General features: G+C 33.0%; 17 protein-coding genes. All 17 read right to left on the bottom strand.

Features of this window, described 5'->3' with window-relative positions; genetic code table 11:
• Positions 1–17: 17 nt before the first annotated feature.
• The 17 genes from GMD78_RS01345 to GMD78_RS01265 all read right to left on the bottom strand — a co-directional run bounded on the left by GMD78_RS01345 (position 18) and on the right by GMD78_RS01265 (position 14,989).
• Positions 18–938: a PP2C family protein-serine/threonine phosphatase gene (locus GMD78_RS01345; RefSeq protein WP_155666384.1), complete on the bottom strand. Its 921-nt coding sequence runs from the start codon at positions 936–938 to the stop codon at positions 18–20.
• The gene (locus tag GMD78_RS01340) at positions 935–2,509 is read right to left on the bottom strand and encodes a DUF6382 and FHA domain-containing protein (protein ID WP_155666382.1); all 1,575 of its coding nucleotides are present in this window, start codon (positions 2,507–2,509) and stop codon (positions 935–937) included. Before GMD78_RS01340 ends, GMD78_RS01345 begins: the two co-directional genes overlap by 4 nt.
• A 41-nt stretch (positions 2,510–2,550) precedes the next feature.
• Positions 2,551–3,075 carry an A24 family peptidase gene (locus tag GMD78_RS01335; protein ID WP_155666380.1) on the bottom strand — a complete coding sequence of 175 codons (525 nt, stop codon included), beginning with the start codon at positions 3,073–3,075 and terminating at the stop codon, positions 2,551–2,553.
• Positions 3,076–3,115: 40 nt separating this feature from the next.
• Entirely contained in the window at positions 3,116–3,727 is a 612-nt protein-coding gene (locus tag GMD78_RS01330; RefSeq protein WP_155666378.1) for a hypothetical protein, read from the bottom strand.
• A 9-nt stretch (positions 3,728–3,736) separates the two neighbouring features.
• Positions 3,737–4,348 carry a hypothetical protein gene (locus GMD78_RS01325; protein WP_155666376.1) on the bottom strand — a complete coding sequence of 204 codons (612 nt, stop codon included), beginning with the start codon at positions 4,346–4,348 and terminating at the stop codon, positions 3,737–3,739.
• Between the two features lie 119 nt (positions 4,349–4,467).
• Positions 4,468–4,779: a hypothetical protein gene (locus GMD78_RS01320; protein WP_155666374.1), complete on the bottom strand. Its 312-nt coding sequence runs from the start codon at positions 4,777–4,779 to the stop codon at positions 4,468–4,470.
• Positions 4,780–5,128: 349 nt separating this feature from the next.
• Positions 5,129–5,782, bottom strand: a complete 654-nt coding sequence (locus tag GMD78_RS01315) for a DUF4352 domain-containing protein (protein WP_155666372.1) — start codon at positions 5,780–5,782, stop codon at positions 5,129–5,131.
• Positions 5,742–6,005 carry a hypothetical protein gene (locus GMD78_RS01310; protein ID WP_155666370.1) on the bottom strand — a complete coding sequence of 88 codons (264 nt, stop codon included), beginning with the start codon at positions 6,003–6,005 and terminating at the stop codon, positions 5,742–5,744. The genes GMD78_RS01315 and GMD78_RS01310 overlap by 41 nt, the downstream gene beginning before the upstream one ends.
• Before the next feature lie 113 nt (positions 6,006–6,118).
• On the bottom strand, positions 6,119–6,397 hold the full coding sequence (locus tag GMD78_RS01305) for a hypothetical protein (protein WP_155666368.1): 279 nt from the start codon (positions 6,395–6,397) through the stop codon (positions 6,119–6,121).
• A gap of 561 nt (positions 6,398–6,958) precedes the next feature.
• A complete protein-coding gene (locus GMD78_RS01300) occupies positions 6,959–7,618 on the bottom strand; it encodes a hypothetical protein (RefSeq protein ID WP_155666366.1) in 660 nt (219 codons plus the stop codon).
• A gap of 22 nt (positions 7,619–7,640) precedes the next feature.
• Entirely contained in the window at positions 7,641–9,869 is a 2,229-nt protein-coding gene (locus GMD78_RS01295; protein WP_155666364.1) for a DUF5702 domain-containing protein, read from the bottom strand.
• 33 nt (positions 9,870–9,902) lie between these two features.
• On the bottom strand, positions 9,903–10,514 hold the full coding sequence (locus tag GMD78_RS01290; RefSeq protein ID WP_155666362.1) for a TadE/TadG family type IV pilus assembly protein: 612 nt from the start codon (positions 10,512–10,514) through the stop codon (positions 9,903–9,905).
• Positions 10,515–10,541: 27 nt separating this feature from the next.
• A complete protein-coding gene (locus GMD78_RS01285) occupies positions 10,542–10,733 on the bottom strand; it encodes a Flp1 family type IVb pilin (RefSeq protein WP_155666360.1) in 192 nt (63 codons plus the stop codon).
• 54 nt (positions 10,734–10,787) lie between these two features.
• Positions 10,788–11,651 carry a type II secretion system F family protein gene (locus tag GMD78_RS01280; RefSeq protein WP_155666358.1) on the bottom strand — a complete coding sequence of 288 codons (864 nt, stop codon included), beginning with the start codon at positions 11,649–11,651 and terminating at the stop codon, positions 10,788–10,790.
• A 7-nt stretch (positions 11,652–11,658) separates the two neighbouring features.
• The gene (locus GMD78_RS01275; protein WP_155666356.1) at positions 11,659–12,615 is read right to left on the bottom strand and encodes a type II secretion system F family protein; all 957 of its coding nucleotides are present in this window, start codon (positions 12,613–12,615) and stop codon (positions 11,659–11,661) included.
• Positions 12,616–12,627: 12 nt separating this feature from the next.
• Positions 12,628–13,863: a TadA family conjugal transfer-associated ATPase gene (locus GMD78_RS01270; RefSeq protein ID WP_343042050.1), complete on the bottom strand. Its 1,236-nt coding sequence runs from the start codon at positions 13,861–13,863 to the stop codon at positions 12,628–12,630.
• Positions 13,856–14,989 carry an AAA family ATPase gene (locus tag GMD78_RS01265; protein ID WP_196493686.1) on the bottom strand — a complete coding sequence of 378 codons (1,134 nt, stop codon included), beginning with the start codon at positions 14,987–14,989 and terminating at the stop codon, positions 13,856–13,858. Before GMD78_RS01265 ends, GMD78_RS01270 begins: the two co-directional genes overlap by 8 nt.
• Positions 14,990–15,283 lie beyond the last annotated feature (294 nt).

Here is a 15,283-nt window from a genome sequence, read left to right as displayed (position 1 = left end):
TTTTCTCCCTTTTCCATTCAATTATTCCCTAATATCGGTAACCAAGTCTTACTTCTTTTAGACTGTACATGTTCAACACGTACGTGTCTTACAAGCATCAACGTAATATTGTCATGAGCATTTGAGAAGTTAGAGAAGTTAATTAAATAATCACAAATAGATTGTAGGTTACCATACTCTTTTTCTAAACTTAACAACATATTTTTAATTTCCTCATTCGGGAATAAGCTATAAAATCCATCACTACACAATAAAAATATGTCATCAGTATGGTATTTTCCAGTTTTGGTATAAGGTTCAATCTGTTTTTCAATACCTAAACATTGAAGAAGAACATTGCGTTTGGGGTGATTTCTTGCTTCTTCACGAGAAAGATTTCCTTTCTTTACCTGTTTTTCAACCCAAGAATGGTCCTCTGTCAACTGAAGCAACTCAGGCTCCATTTCAAGAATTTGCGTTTGTTGGTGGTAAAGCATATCTTCTGATACCTGTTGAAGGTATGGAACTAACTCCTGATTCAATCCCTTCATCTGATACACTCTACTATCACCGATATGGATAACCCCATAATGCCCCATATACATTACTAGCAAGGTAACGGTTGTCCCCATTTTTTTACCAGTATGATTACTCACGGTTATAATTGCTTTATTGATTTTAGAAAGGACTTTTTCTGCTTCTTTTACAAACTGTTCAATGACATTTTTCTTCTTTAAAATTCGACCAATACGCTTATTCCACCACTTATCTAGTGTTTCAATGGCAAGACAGCTAGCGGTATCACCAACTTGATAACCACCCATGCCATCTGCAACTACAAACATTGCGATTTCATTGTCTTTGGTGTCTTTAGAAAATCTTGTTAAAAAGGAGTCTTCGTTTCTTTCTTTTTTGGTACCTTGATGTGTTGCTATCCCTGTATGCCAGTTATTATTCATTCAGATGAACTCCATTTGAAAATGTAGTTTGCCTTTCCTAATACAATTTCATCATTTTCATTTAATGCATACACCTTATAAGGTACCAAAGGGTTTCCGTTTAATTTCGTTCCATTTTTTGAACCCAAATCTTTTAGACCATAACTTGTCGCGTCAATTTTAATAATCTCAGCATGAATTCTAGAAACTCCCGTTGCATCTTCGGCAAAATGAACAGAATCTGCATTTCTACCAATTAAAAAATTATTACTATTAATTACAACCGTGTTCATTTTTCCATCATCACTAGTTCGTTGGAGCAATGGGATGACCCCTTGATCATCGGCTTGCTGTATATCTAAATTTGCTTCATCCTCTAACAAAACTGTATCATCATTTTGTAATGTTAATGATGTTGTGTCTATTGATGAGGCTGCAATGGACTGATGAGCTGAAAATCCTTGATGAACATTAGGTACAAATGTAGGTTGTTCTTGTTTTGGTTGCAATGGATTATTTACGTTTGTTCTTACTCCCGAATTAAATTGTGGAGCTTGTTTTGGATGTTGTTGTCTTTGCATCTGATTTTGTTTTTCCTCTTCTACACTTTCTTCCTCAACAGGAATTTCAACTGCAGGTGTACCAGGTCTCCAGAACTTAGCATAAACTATTAAACAAAAAAGGATGAGAATGGATATAACAGTACAAACACCAAGAATGGCAGGTGTAGAATATACATCATACATCTTCCATGTAAGTCCAATAGCTAATAATGCACCAGCAAACATATAAACTTTCTCTCTTGAGGTTAATGCAGGTAACTGCTTTTTAGCTTTTTTATTTTTTTTCTTCTGACTTTTTGGAACTACTTCGTCAATCTCTGTTGTAGGGGGTCTTTGTCCTACTGCGTTTTGGGATTTTGAAGCAGAATTGTTTTGAACACCTGGGTCTCCTTCAAAGTTAGGCGTTCCATAATTATCATATGGTTGAAACTGATTAACATTAGATCTTAGGGATATCAATTCTAAAAATAGCTTTTTTAATCCTGCAAGACTAAAGGAAGGATTTTTAATATAGTTTAGAATACTTTTAAACTCATTGCCTTGTAAACCTTCTACTTCTCCAGCAATATCAGTCAATAACTGTTTTATATCTTCAGTCACAGAAGAATCTTTTTTTATCCCCTTTACTGGCAAGTATGCAAGGTAGATATCACTTGCATGTTCTCCAACAAAGATAAAGTCTGAGCGTAGGATGAAATTTTGCTGATTAAGCATATAAGAACTACAATCCTCCAGCGCCTTAATAATAGATAAAAACAGTTGGTAGTAATCATTCATTGACGTACTGTTATTTCGAAAGTAAGATGATACTCTATTTTTTGAATTAATATTGAAATGTAGCTTAGTTTTAAGATCAATATTTTCAACGGACAATGCAAGCATATGTGGTATCCGATTGGATTGCATCATCTTCAATTGAACGGAATGTAAATCATTAACAGATAGACTTTGACCATCTTTTTCTTTAAATACAATAGATTGACCGTTTTGGTGTACATAATCGTATCCTAAGTTATAAATAGTCCCCATTTTTTACCTCCATAGTTATAATATTTAACTACCTAATGTAGTTAGTAAGCAAAATAAACATAATAATAAGTCAAGATAACGGCTGGTATTACCGCATACATAAATGGAAAACGCGTACTCTTTGTCGTCTTAAACTCTTCTAAACTAGTTAAATCTTTTGAGAGTACTGAACCTAAAATGTGAAAAAAAGCGCTCGTCATTTTTTGTAAGAGGGTTTTAGTAAATAATAAGATAATGATTGCAATTAACCCTGCAACAATAATAGAGTACATCATCATATACAAAACCATTTGTACGCCCACAATCGCACCAATTGCCGCAAACAGTTTCACATCCCCAGCCCCAAGTGCTTTAAAAACATAAAGTATAAGAAATATACCACCTGCAACTAATAACCCTAAAAAGGAGAATATTAATCCATCAATTCCTCCGTATATAAGATGAAACAATATCCCTACAACCATTCCACCAGCAGTTAACCAATTTGGTATTTTATGTGATCGAACATCAATAATAAATGCAATGATCAAAAATAAAAATAAAATATAATCATGTAGTTGGAGCATTCTAATCCCTCCATTCTAGTTCATCCTCTCACTAGATTGCTTATGATCCATTCCAAATTCTTTCATAGGATGTTTTCTTTAGCACAATTTTTTCGTTTACAAAAGGGAGGGAAAGATCAAATGTATACTGAACATTAATTTCTAAATAATCATCACTACCTCCAACAAGACTTGGAATTTCAACATTCGTAACTTCTAAATTTTCTTCATTAAAAAAGTTCCATCCACCAGTAGCTTCTTTAAACTTATTCTGAATAGTAGGTTCAATAATACCTTGTAAGCTATCTTCAAATAAACTTTCAATCGAACCCTGTATATCGATTCCAAAGAAATCTAACCCTTGCTTTGTCCACTCGATAGCCCCTGTTATATCCACATCCCTTTCGTCCTCAATCGACTTAATCTTATCATTGATGAAATTAGTAGCACCATCTCTCGTTACAGCAACTGGATATGCATAAGCTACAACTAGTTCACTAGTTTCAGAAGCAGCTTTATATAAAGCCATATCGGCAACTGCTAGTCGTATAATCATTGTTAAAAATAATATAAAGAACAGGAAGAATGGGAGGATCATAGCTGCTTCTAAGGTTATACTCCCATTTTCCTTTCTTATGAGATGTTTAATTCTAATCACCTCTTTCCAATTCACATTATTGGACTAATTTGCTTCACCTGCATCGAAATGCCACGTTAATTTATTTCGATACTCCATATCATATCCAAAGTAAATAATATAACTATCGGAACGATGATCGGCTGCGATGAGGACATCGCCCGTTCTTTCATCACCAGGCTCTAATGGCCCCACTTCATTGAAGGAGCTTTCAAACTGTGTAATTCGATCTCCTATTCCAAGTAAATCACTACGATGTGTTACCGCATCATTCTTGATCTTCCCTAAATCTGATCCGTTCACAAGAACTGGATATTCAATTCCTTGAGTTGAAATCCCTATTTCTCCATGGTTTTTTGCTGTAAAATTAGCGATCACATATACTCGCTCAGGGTCTTTTTCAGATGCAGCTTCTTTTCCGTTTATTTCATCCGCTATTTCAACTGAATTTAAAGTAAATTCAAGAATATTTCTGTTTCTCCTATCAACTGTAAAACCACTTTCTCCAATTTTTAACTCGTATTGGTCTTTTATTTCAATTGGGTCAGAGTCCGCGTTTTCAATGAGTTCATCTGGCACGGGTCCTCCACCACTACATGCTATTAGTAAACAAGAGACAATTAGAAACATATTAAAAATTGAAACTTTTCTCTTCATAGATATCTAAATCCCTTCACGTTATTACAAATTCGATATGTATATGCTGTATGCCATTTGGCAATTAACCATACAGCTTAAATTATTTCATTAACTTATAGCACTAAAATCCACTTATCTTATCTAGCTTCATCTGCTTTAATTGTCCAAATTACTTGGTTACTACTTCCAGCGGCTATGTTACCTGGGTCTTTTCTAAAGTAATATTCTTCTGATTCATAAACAAATGTTATAAACTTACCTTCCATTTCTTCATTTGGCTCTAATGGTCCAGATAACTTTTCAAAACCATCAAAAAACTCTGCACCATCCGGAAAACCACTACCTTCAAGGTTGTGAGTAACTTCTAACGAATAAATAATATCTTCAACATTTTGAGTTTCACTACTTGTATTCTTCACAAGAAAATCTAGAATAATAAACCCATCCAACTCAGACTTTTCTCCATTTATTTCCTCTTCTAATTTAGCAGAGACAAGTGTAACATCATAAGTTCCTAACGTTGTATCAAATGTCCCAGTATCCCCAAGACCTAAATCAAGTTGATCCTCGGTTTTAACTTCAAATTTTCCACTACTAGAATTATTACTATCCTCATCAGAATCGTTTTCTAATTCTGTGTCAAATTTGGTTATTATCCTCTTCTAGCGACTGCGATTGATCATTTTTATTAGTATCAGTTTCTTCATCACTACATGCTACCAACCAAAGTGAGATTGAGAAAGCGATCATAATTATGATTATTTTTTTCAATAAAACACACTCCCGATGATAATTTACTTATCTAGCCTCGTCTGTATTTATCTTCCATATCACTTGATTACTACTTCCGCCTGCAACGTTTCCTGGATTTTTTCTAAAGAAATATTCATCTGAATCATAGGATTCAGTAATAAATTGACCTGCTACTGTCTCGCCGGGTTCAATAGTTCCTGTTATCTCTTCAATACTGTCAAATATTCCAGAAGAATCCGTATAACCAGCCATATCTAGGTTATCAGTTGCTTCCATGGATACCATTAAATCATCTAAATCTAATACTTGCTCACTAATGTTCTTAATTGTTATATCAAGTAAAATAAAGTTATCGAATTTTGGTGATATTCCATCTATTTCGCTATTCGTTACCTCTGCTGAATCGACTGTCATTTCATAAGTTCCTAAAGTAGTATCAAATACACCAGTATCTCCAACCTGTAAATCAAGTTGATCCTCTACATCACTATCTAATGCGGAACTGCTGGTATCAGTCTCTTCTTTATTTGATTCCTCAATATTTTCATTATCCTCATTTTCATTTACATCTTGTTCTTCTTCTGTATTAGGGTTTTCTGTATTATTTTGTATCTTATCTGGTTCTTGTTTATCATTACAACCCACTAAAATTGAACAACTAATTACTATTACTGATAAGGTATATAATATGTCTTTCATTTCTTTCACCCTCGTTTAGTAATTGTTCTTTAATTTGAAAATTTAATTTCTTTTTCAATGAAAATCTATTTCCTTCAACTCTGCCATTTATCATATTTTTGTTATCAATGATATCGATAATTTGAGGCAGAAACCATAAATTCACAGTAAAAGTCGCTTGGGCGCTTATATAAGTTGAACTTTCATTTAAATATTGACCTATTTCATCATCAAGAATAGCCATCAATCTATCAAACTTCCATCCTCCCGGGTGTGCGAACAAAAATAGCCTCAAATGATCTTATTGTCCATTGTAAACATTTCATCAGCATTCCCCCTAAAAGGGAATATCACTATTTAACTTCCAGCTATTATACTTTCCATATCAATGGCAATATAAGTAAATGCAAACCCTCGTGCATAAGCCCAAACAAACGTTCCAAAGCCTCTTGCTTTAAGTCTCATAAATCTTGCTGCTAAATTAATAGTAAATCGAACTGCAAATATTTCAGATAAAGCAGTAAAGTAATTCATTCCGTGAAGTTCTTTCTCATAAATAATGTATTCTATTTGGTTATTTTCGAATGCATTAGCCTCAAAACCGCTTTTATCAAGATTATGACTATTAAACCGCAATAAGATATTTTCGTCGCTTATATATACCTCATCTCTTGCAGTTAGTAGTCAACTTACCCAAGTTTTTAAACGATGTATCAATAAATGACATTGCCTCACCTGCCGTGTCGTCACGGTCCTCCATTGAAAATTTCGGTTATTCGTTTCAATAGCTTCACCATAAACATTTACAATTTGTTTCAGTTCAGCTAGTTTCTGGTTTTCACCTGCCGAACTAGTTGCATCGGTATTATCTTTTCTTAAGTTACATTATCTGTATCATTTTAATCACTGCAAGCCACCAAAAATAAACTTATGAATACAATAGAAATTATTAAACTGATTTTTTTATCATGATACCTCTTAATTAAAATTGTAATAATATCAATATGAAAATATTTCTATAGTATTAGACTACAATTAAGTTCATCTCCACAAGCTCTCTACCCAACTAGTAAACAAAAGATAATTTTTAAAATATTCTCTTCAAGATATCGTATACTGATATGGTTAAGCTATATTGCCATTTGTCACATGACAATATAGCTCGATTTTCTCATTAACTTACAGCCTAAAATCTATTTATCTAACCTCGTCTGCTTTAATTGTCCAAATTACTTGGTTACTACTTCCAGCGGCTATGTTACCGGAATCTTTTTTGAAGTAATATTCATCTGCAGAGTAAACATCTGTAATTAATTTTCCTGTTTTCTCTTCACCTGGTGCAATGTCACCCTCAAACTTTTCAATGCTTTCAAAATCCTCTGCTCCATCATAAGAATTGGAACCTTCTAAATCACTTGAAACACCCATGGACTCCATTAATTCTTCAATTTTCATATTGCTATCACTCACATTTTTAATAGTAATTTCAAGCAAGATCAATTCATCCAATAGTGTTTCTTCACCATCCAATTCAGTTCCTAATAATTCTGCACTATTTAAAGTCATTTCATATTTCCCTAACGTTGTATCAAAAATACCAGTGTCTCCAATTCCAAGATCCAATTGATCTTCTACTTCAACTTCAAATTTTCCACCAGAAGACTCTTCATCTTCTTTTTTAACTTTATCTTGTTTCTCATCATCTTCTATATCATTTTCATCTTGTTGTTGATCATTATTTTCATTATCAGATTTGATCTCATCAATATTATCGTCATTTGCATCATCATTACTACACGCAACTAATCCCAAAAAAGAAATAAACACCATAATGGTAATCATCATTATTTTCTTCATAAGTAACCACCTCTGTATAAAATTAATATGAAAAGTTAACATCTTTTTCAATGAAAAATTTATTTCCTTCTACTCTTCCATTGATAATGTTTGTTGAATCTATTAAATCAATAATTTGTGGTAGGAACCATAATCTCATAGAAGCTGTTGCTTCAGCTGAAACATAAGAGGATCGCTCTCTAAGATCTTCACCGGTTTCATCATCTAAAACCGCCATTAATCTATCAAACTTCCCCCCTTCTGGATGAGCAAATAAAAATAACCTTAAGTGATCTCTATAATTCATTCTCGGACTTCTCTTTCCTGGATAAAGTGAAATAGAACGGCCACTAGTTAAATCAACCATATTATCAGCTGTTTGCCCAAAAGAATATGCCATTGCATAAGCCCAAATAAACGGTCCAAACCCTCTTGCTTCAGGTCTCATAAATCCTGCCGCTAAATTAATAGCAAATCGAACCGCAAATATTTCGGATAGAGCAGCAAAGTAATTCATTCCGTGAAGTTCTTTCCCATAAATAATGTATTCTACTTGGTTATTTTCGAATTTATTAGCTTCAAAACCGCTTTTATCAAAATCATGGCTATTAAACCGCATTAAGATATATTCGTTTATATATACCTCATCTCTTGCAGTTAGTAGCACGTTACCTAAGTTTTTAAACAATGTATCGATAAAAGACATTGCCTCATCTGCCGTGTCGTCTCTGTCCTCCATTGAAAATTCTTGATTATTCGCTTCAATAGCTTCACCATAATCATTTGCTTTTTGTCCCATTTCGGCTAGTTTTTGATTGTCTCCTGCTGCACCAGCAGCATTATTGATAGCATCTTCTATTTCCTCTAGTTGATCTTTACTCTCATCCATCCCTTCATCTGCTTCATTTTCTTTTTCTGTGATTTCATCCTCTGCATCCTTATATTCAGCCCGACCATTTTCTAAAATATCTATAGCTTCTTCAACTTTATTTGTTGTGTTAGTGTGATATTCTCTTGAAAAATCGATATCCCTAATAATGCTACCTTTATTACGTTCAAAGTCTGTTTCGATAGCTGGCCGAAAGTCATTCTCTAATTTCGTTATTAAAGCATCTGTTCTTGGACCACTCTCAACCCTTAACGATTGAATTGCATTTTCAACGGTGTCCTTTAAGTTCGTAAATAATTCTTCATCATATACATAATCGTCTAAACTACCCTCCGTGTTATCACCCACGGTACTTTCATTTAATTCTTCGCTAACATCTTTAGCATTATCATAATCACCACTTGAACCGCTATTGGTATGATCTTCTAATTTATCTAACATATCTGAATTGATTCCTTCAGCTTCTTCGATTAATTCCAATGCATCCTCTAATTTCTCTACAGCATTACGAGAAGTTGCTATTATGTCGTCTAGTAGGCTCAACGATTGATTTTTAAATGTACGTGTACGTTCCTTAAGTTCTTCTACATCTATTTCTTCAGCTTCATCTCCTTCAGATTCCCCTTCTTCAGAACCTTCATCCTCTTCTTGTTCAGCATTCTCTATATCATCCAGATCATCAGTGTATTTCACATGATGTCTACGAATATCCTCAATAACTTGAACATTCGGATAAGTGGAAGAAGAGGGATTGTGTATTTCCCCATGAATACTATCTAATAAATCTTTTGCTTCCTGAATCAATTCTTCTGCATCATCTAATAACTCTTCTCGTTCTTTAGCATCATCGTTTAATTCTTTTGCAATTTTAGCATAGTCTGAAGCTTCTTCTACTTGTTCCGAAACAGATAAAAAGTCCTTTATTAAGGATAATCCAACTTCTACTGGAGCCTTATATTTCATTTCCTCCAAAATTTGATATTTAAGAATATCCTTATTTGCTAGGCTTCTTTCTAAGTGTATATCTAGAGAGATTTCATCCTCTACTGGGCGTAATCCCAAGAAATTAAATTGTTCCCCTTCACCTGTAGAGAGATTTTTTTGAAATACTTCCCTAAATATATTTTCAGCTTCCCCTTGTTTTCCGTTAAATGCAAACAATCCTTTATTTTGCAATGAGGTGTTGTACGATGACATTGTTGACCGCAAAGCTGTTTTAGCTGCTTCTTCCGTTTGACGTTCAGCCACTAATATTCGAGCATAGTCAATTAAGACGGCATTAAATAATAATAGAAGTAACGCTACAACTATTAAATAAATGGAAACTGCACCATGCTCATTGATGAAAAATTTATGCCAAATCTTTTTAAAAAATCGTCTCAAACATACCTCCCCCTTCCCATTTTCAAAGAATCATTAACTCTCATCATCTCTATTGAAAAAAGGAATATATTTAGCTGCATACTCTTTGAATAAATCAAACCCATATAGCATAAAGTCAGTGTTACGAATTATTTCCGTTTGATCTACTACGGGATGTTTTGCAGTTGCACCAACTTTACTAACTCCAAAAATATCCGATATTACACTGGGAAGGGCAAGGTTTTTATCGAGTGATACTACAATTTCCTGGACAAACAATCCATTATCAAACGTAACATTTCCAGCATATTGGCCAACTCTATCTTTCTTTTTGGATACCACACCATTATCACTTAAATTTAATCCAAACTTGTTAAACCCATTATTTGAAGTGATTCGCCAATACAAACCATCCCCATTGTTAATAATATAATCGGACTTATTGAGTTCCCCTGTTTCAATATTCATTGTACTACTGCCCCAGGTATGTGCCATCCTAGTTGCAATTTGATTTGCTTTGTATTGTAAGGTTACCTTTTCATAGATTACTAGACTAAAAAATACAAATAACAGGACTAAAATGAGAAGGATTGGAAAAATTAGAGTTGCTTCTAAAGTAAAGCTACCTCTAGTATCATGCTTGAACTGATCCATTATTTTTCTCATACAAATACCTTCCTATTTTGGTAATTGCTAATTCCCTGGATTAAAGTCATCGATATTGTCATTACCAAAGCCAATTAATTTGTTTACCCAACCAATTATGGTTTCCCTAAATAACAACGCGATGAAGACAACAACTGCAATGATCAATAAAATCTCCAGTGTTTGTAGTCCCTCTTCATCATTCCAAAACCTTGACATAAAATCCTTTAATTTCCCCATTCGTTTTTCCTCCCAAAATATTAAATTCTATATTTTTTTATGATAAACCTGCTGCTACATAATCGTAATTGCAGGATAACCAACTATAATCATTACTGCCACAAATATTAATATTAGTGGAAAAACCAATTTAGAAGATGCCTCTTCCCCTTTGGTTTTAGAAATATTTTTTCTCTTTTCCCATAACTCCCTGGAAAGATCTCTTAGTGCGATAATTAAATCATTTCCACCTTTTCTATAGTTAAGTAAAATAGTAGTGGTAAAAATAGATATTTCTTGAATTCCACATTTTTTACTAAAATCATTGAGCACTTGATGGAAAGGTTCATTACTCACCATTTTATTAACAGCTTCTGTTAACTCCACGATTAATGGTGAGTTTGGATTATTAGCTGTTGTTACACATCGAACTAGTGCCTGTTGAACAGTTTCACCTGCGTTGATTAACAATATTAATTTATTTACTACTTCTGGAAGCTCAATAAGTATTTTGTCTTTACGCTCCTTTTCTTGACTAGAAAGTTTATTAACCATTGCATAAGGCATTATCAAAGTGAAAAATAAACCTACTATTAAAATGGCCACATCACCTTCTGCTAATGCTGTAAAAAGTAGCGTCGCAACCAAACAAATTAGTATAATAGAAATAAGTTGAGCCAAGTACATTCTAGTATGCTGTAACGCTGTTCTGTTTCCATATAAGCTAATCATCTTTTGCTGAACTTTAACGATCTGTCCATAGAGTCGTTCCATTATCTTATACTGATCAATCAAATACAGCGATACTGGTGCCATGAATAAAAAAGGATATTGTCCTTTGAATTGTTCAATTACAATTTCATATCGTTTACCAACACGTAAAGATATAACAAAAATAATACATATTATGACTAACGCTGGAACCAAATAAAAGACCATTACTTGCTCACACCTTAATATTCATTATTTTTTGACTTAACCAGTATGCAAATAATAATATAGCTAAACAAACTGTCATAATAATGGGACCACTACTTGACCATTCATACATGGGTGCTAAGTAATCGCCAGCACTATATTTAAGGAGTAAAATCATCCCTAATGGAGCAACACTTAGAATTCTTGATTCAAATCTTTTTTGTGCAATCATGACGGAAACTTCCTGCTGAATGTCAATCTTTTCACTAATAATATCTGAGGTTCTCCGAATAACTTCTACTAAGTTGCCTCCAGTTCGTTTACATGTAATAAATACATTTGCAAAATTTATAATATCCTCTATGTCAGAGCGTACGCTAAAGTCACGTATAGCATTTTCAACTGTTTCACCATTTTCAATCCTTCGGTTTATAATTTCAAATTCACGAATAATATATGTGTTAGGATCTGGATAGAGTAAATATAAATCTGCTACAACCTCCTTGAAACTATTCTCAATGGATCTTCCTGCAGCTAATGATGAAGATAATGATGCAATTGCTTCCTTGAACTGAACCTTAAGTTTTTCCTTACGTTGTTCAAGTAATTTTTTCTTTTGTATTTTAGGATAAAAGAAGCCTAAACCCGCAAGAATAAAAGAAACAATAAAGCTTTCGTAAAATAAATAGCCAATAAAAAAGAACACAATTGCAGCTAAAATAGCATAGAAGAAATATTCTTTTATGGTTAACCTATAAACAGAATAGTCAACTAGATGAGCTTCAATTTCCCTGTTCGATTTTTCCTTTACTTTCTCCATAAAATGTTGTTTTTTTAGTAGCTCTAGCTCAGTATCTGGTTTTAACTTTTCAATAACTGCGGGCTCCATTTGCATTTCCTTCTCTTTCTTTTTCCGTTTAACAACTACATAGATATAGGTAATGATTAGCCCAATTAATATAATTAAAATAACCAAATCTGTCATTTTTTCACCCACCTATCCACTACTTCCAACTGTAATTCCTGCCAATTGTGCTTTTGACTTATTTAAAATGTGATTACCTGTAGATCTGAGCTCACCAATTACTTTTCCTTCCTCTGTTTCTCCTTCTTCAACAAATTCATATATGGGGTTGAGAACAACTTCTCCATTCTCAATATCAACTACTTCACTAATGGCAACAACTTTTCTAGTATTATCTCGTAGTCTCATTAAGTGAATCATAATGTCAATGGCTGAACTAATTTGTTTTCGAATTACACTTACAGGGAGTTCTGCACCGTTTAACACCATTGTCTCTAATCTGCTCAACATATCTTTTGTTGAGTTTGCATGTCCTGTAGATAGAGATCCATCGTGACCAGTGTTCATGGCTTGTAGCATATCAAGAGCTTCAGCTCCACGAACCTCCCCAACAATAATACGGTCTGGCCTCATACGTAAGGATGTTCGGATTAAATCACGAATGGTTATTTCTCCTTTTCCTTCTGTGTTAGCATTTCTCGTTTCCATACTAACTAAGTTAGGAACACTTTTAATTTGTAATTCCGCTGAATCTTCTATTGTTATAATCCGTTCATCCTTTGGAATGAAATTAGATAATACGTTTAAAAATGTTGTTTTTCCTGAACCAGTACCCCCACTAATAAAAATATTGTATTTAGAAACAACTAACTTTTGTAAGAAATCTGCCGCTTCTCTTGTAATGGATCTATAGGCTATTAAATCTTCAATTGTTAATGGATTGGCAGGGAATTTACGAATAGTCATAACTGGCCCTTTTAAGGCAATTGGAGGTAATACAACATTTACCCTAGAACCATCACTTAGTCTCGCATCAACAATTGGTGATGATTCATTTACAACACGATTCACTCTAGATACTATAGCCTGTATAATATCCTCAAGTTTTTGCTCACTCTCAAACTGAACATCGACCTGGGTTGTCACTCCATTTCTTTCTATAAAAACTTCCTTATGATTATTTACCATGATCTCCGTTATAGATTTATCATCAATTAAAGGTTGTAAAACATCGTAACCTCTGAAAGCATTAAATATCCTCTCTACCAAATATTTAATTTCATTAGATTTTAATTTCTCCTCTTTTGCATAATCAAAAACCGCAGCTTCAACGTATTCAATTAGTTCCTCATTAGAGATGGAGTGCATTAAATCAAGCGTTTCACGTAATTGCTTAATTAACGTCTTTACAATCTTGTCATCATCCACTATTGACTACTCCTTCCCCATCATTAACTATAATTTTTCTAATAATCGTTTGTAATTCTTGATTAAATTCATCATTCCCTAATAAATCTACTTTTGATTGGTGATGGATCCAATTTTGTATGAATGGTAAATAACCATCAATAGTTAATTCAACTTCACTGAAATCTCCAATTAAATTTCCATTAAACTTATTTAGAATAAGCGACATCTTGTCTTTGACAAGATTTTCTCTCCCAAATAACTTCTCTTCTTCATCTAATAATGATTTAGTTTTGAGCACTCCAGTTAAATCATTAGCTACAACCCAAAATAAAATATCACATTCTTTAATTGCTGTAATATTTCTTTCATGTAAAGAGCTGTCAAGATCTAAAACAATATAATCATATGTATTTGTTTCTAACAGACCTTTTATTAACCGATTAATAGTTTCATCAGTTAACTCAAGCATTTCTTCTGCATTAATTTGGATATCAAAATAATTTACCATAGAATACGGATCATACTTTTTTAAAGTTTCAATCTTTGAAAGTAATTGATTAGAATTCGTTTTAGCGTAATAAAAAATTTGTAAAGAAGGATTCTCTTCTTCATCATCAGACAGAAATAACTTTGTCGAATTAAAAGTTTCAAGATTTAAATAAAATACCTTTGCATCATTAATTGCCAGCTGTTTACAGAGATTTACGGCAACTGTTGTTTTTCCTGTTCCACCATTTGGGGAATAAACGGAAATAATCTTAGTTTGATTCGTTCGAACCAATAGCTTTCCAGCTTCTTCATTATTTTCATAATACTGACCTAGAATATTAGCAACGAGCTGGTCTAATCTTTGATATCTATAAATCGTTGGATGTGACTTTACAGAACGAGCTAAGGCATCATCCTCCAATAAAATAACCAAGGTGTCTTTAGATGTTTGTATATCTGATCGATTCATCTCAGGACTTATTAGTAAAATGTCAATGATTTCCCCTTGATGAATATATTTCTGTAATGATTCAAAATTTGAAAAATACGTGACAATAAATTGTTTACTGTTACTTGATGTACGCATATAAGCACCAAGTGATTCTAAATAATCTTTATTTGTATCTGCAATTACGATCCGAATCTTCTTCAACAAGAAACACCACCATTAATTGTTATATATACTTTATAAATTTTACTAAAATTACAATTAAATTAAATAGTATTACCTAAAAACAGGAAATTATACCCATTTTATTTGTGTAAATATACTTAATTAAAGATACAAGAATTAAATATTTCTTCTAACTCCTCTAAAACCGAACAATATTACAATTATTTTAAAAACTCGTACGCATATAACATATATTACCAACTGAGAAGTATCGAAAAATGTCGAATTGGAATTTTCGTAGAAATACAAAAAAGAGATGAAATAATATAAAAGAAA

This window comes from Ornithinibacillus caprae, from assembly GCF_009728145.1.
Classification (GTDB): domain Bacteria; phylum Bacillota; class Bacilli; order Bacillales; family Amphibacillaceae; genus Ornithinibacillus; species Ornithinibacillus caprae.
The sequence above is the reverse complement of the archived record's forward strand: the minus strand, read 5'-3'. Positions and strand labels throughout refer to the sequence as shown.

Bases quoted from the DNA above. Each gene is read 5' to 3' on its own strand.
- GMD78_RS01340 (WP_155666382.1), bottom strand. From the start codon at position 2,509: ATGGGGACTATTTATAACTTAGGATACGATTATGTACACCAAAACGGT.
- GMD78_RS01285 (WP_155666360.1), bottom strand. From the start codon at position 10,733: ATGGGGAAATTAAAGGATTTTATGTCAAGGTTTTGGAATGATGAAGAG.
- GMD78_RS01280 (WP_155666358.1), bottom strand. From the start codon at position 11,651: ATGGTCTTTTATTTGGTTCCAGCGTTAGTCATAATATGTATTATTTTT.
- GMD78_RS01325 (WP_155666376.1), bottom strand. From the start codon at position 4,348: ATGAAGAGAAAAGTTTCAATTTTTAATATGTTTCTAATTGTCTCTTGT.
- GMD78_RS01335 (WP_155666380.1), bottom strand. From the start codon at position 3,075: ATGCTCCAACTACATGATTATATTTTATTTTTATTTTTGATCATTGCA.
- GMD78_RS01345 (WP_155666384.1), bottom strand. From the start codon at position 938: ATGAATAATAACTGGCATACAGGGATAGCAACACATCAAGGTACCAAA.
- GMD78_RS01310 (WP_155666370.1), bottom strand. From the start codon at position 6,005: ATGGCTATTCTTGATGATGAAATAGGTCAATATTTAAATGAAAGTTCA.
- GMD78_RS01315 (WP_155666372.1), bottom strand. From the start codon at position 5,782: ATGAAAGACATATTATATACCTTATCAGTAATAGTAATTAGTTGTTCA.
- GMD78_RS01300 (WP_155666366.1), bottom strand. From the start codon at position 7,618: ATGAAGAAAATAATGATGATTACCATTATGGTGTTTATTTCTTTTTTG.
- GMD78_RS01290 (WP_155666362.1), bottom strand. From the start codon at position 10,514: ATGAGAAAAATAATGGATCAGTTCAAGCATGATACTAGAGGTAGCTTT.
- GMD78_RS01275 (WP_155666356.1), bottom strand. From the start codon at position 12,615: ATGACAGATTTGGTTATTTTAATTATATTAATTGGGCTAATCATTACC.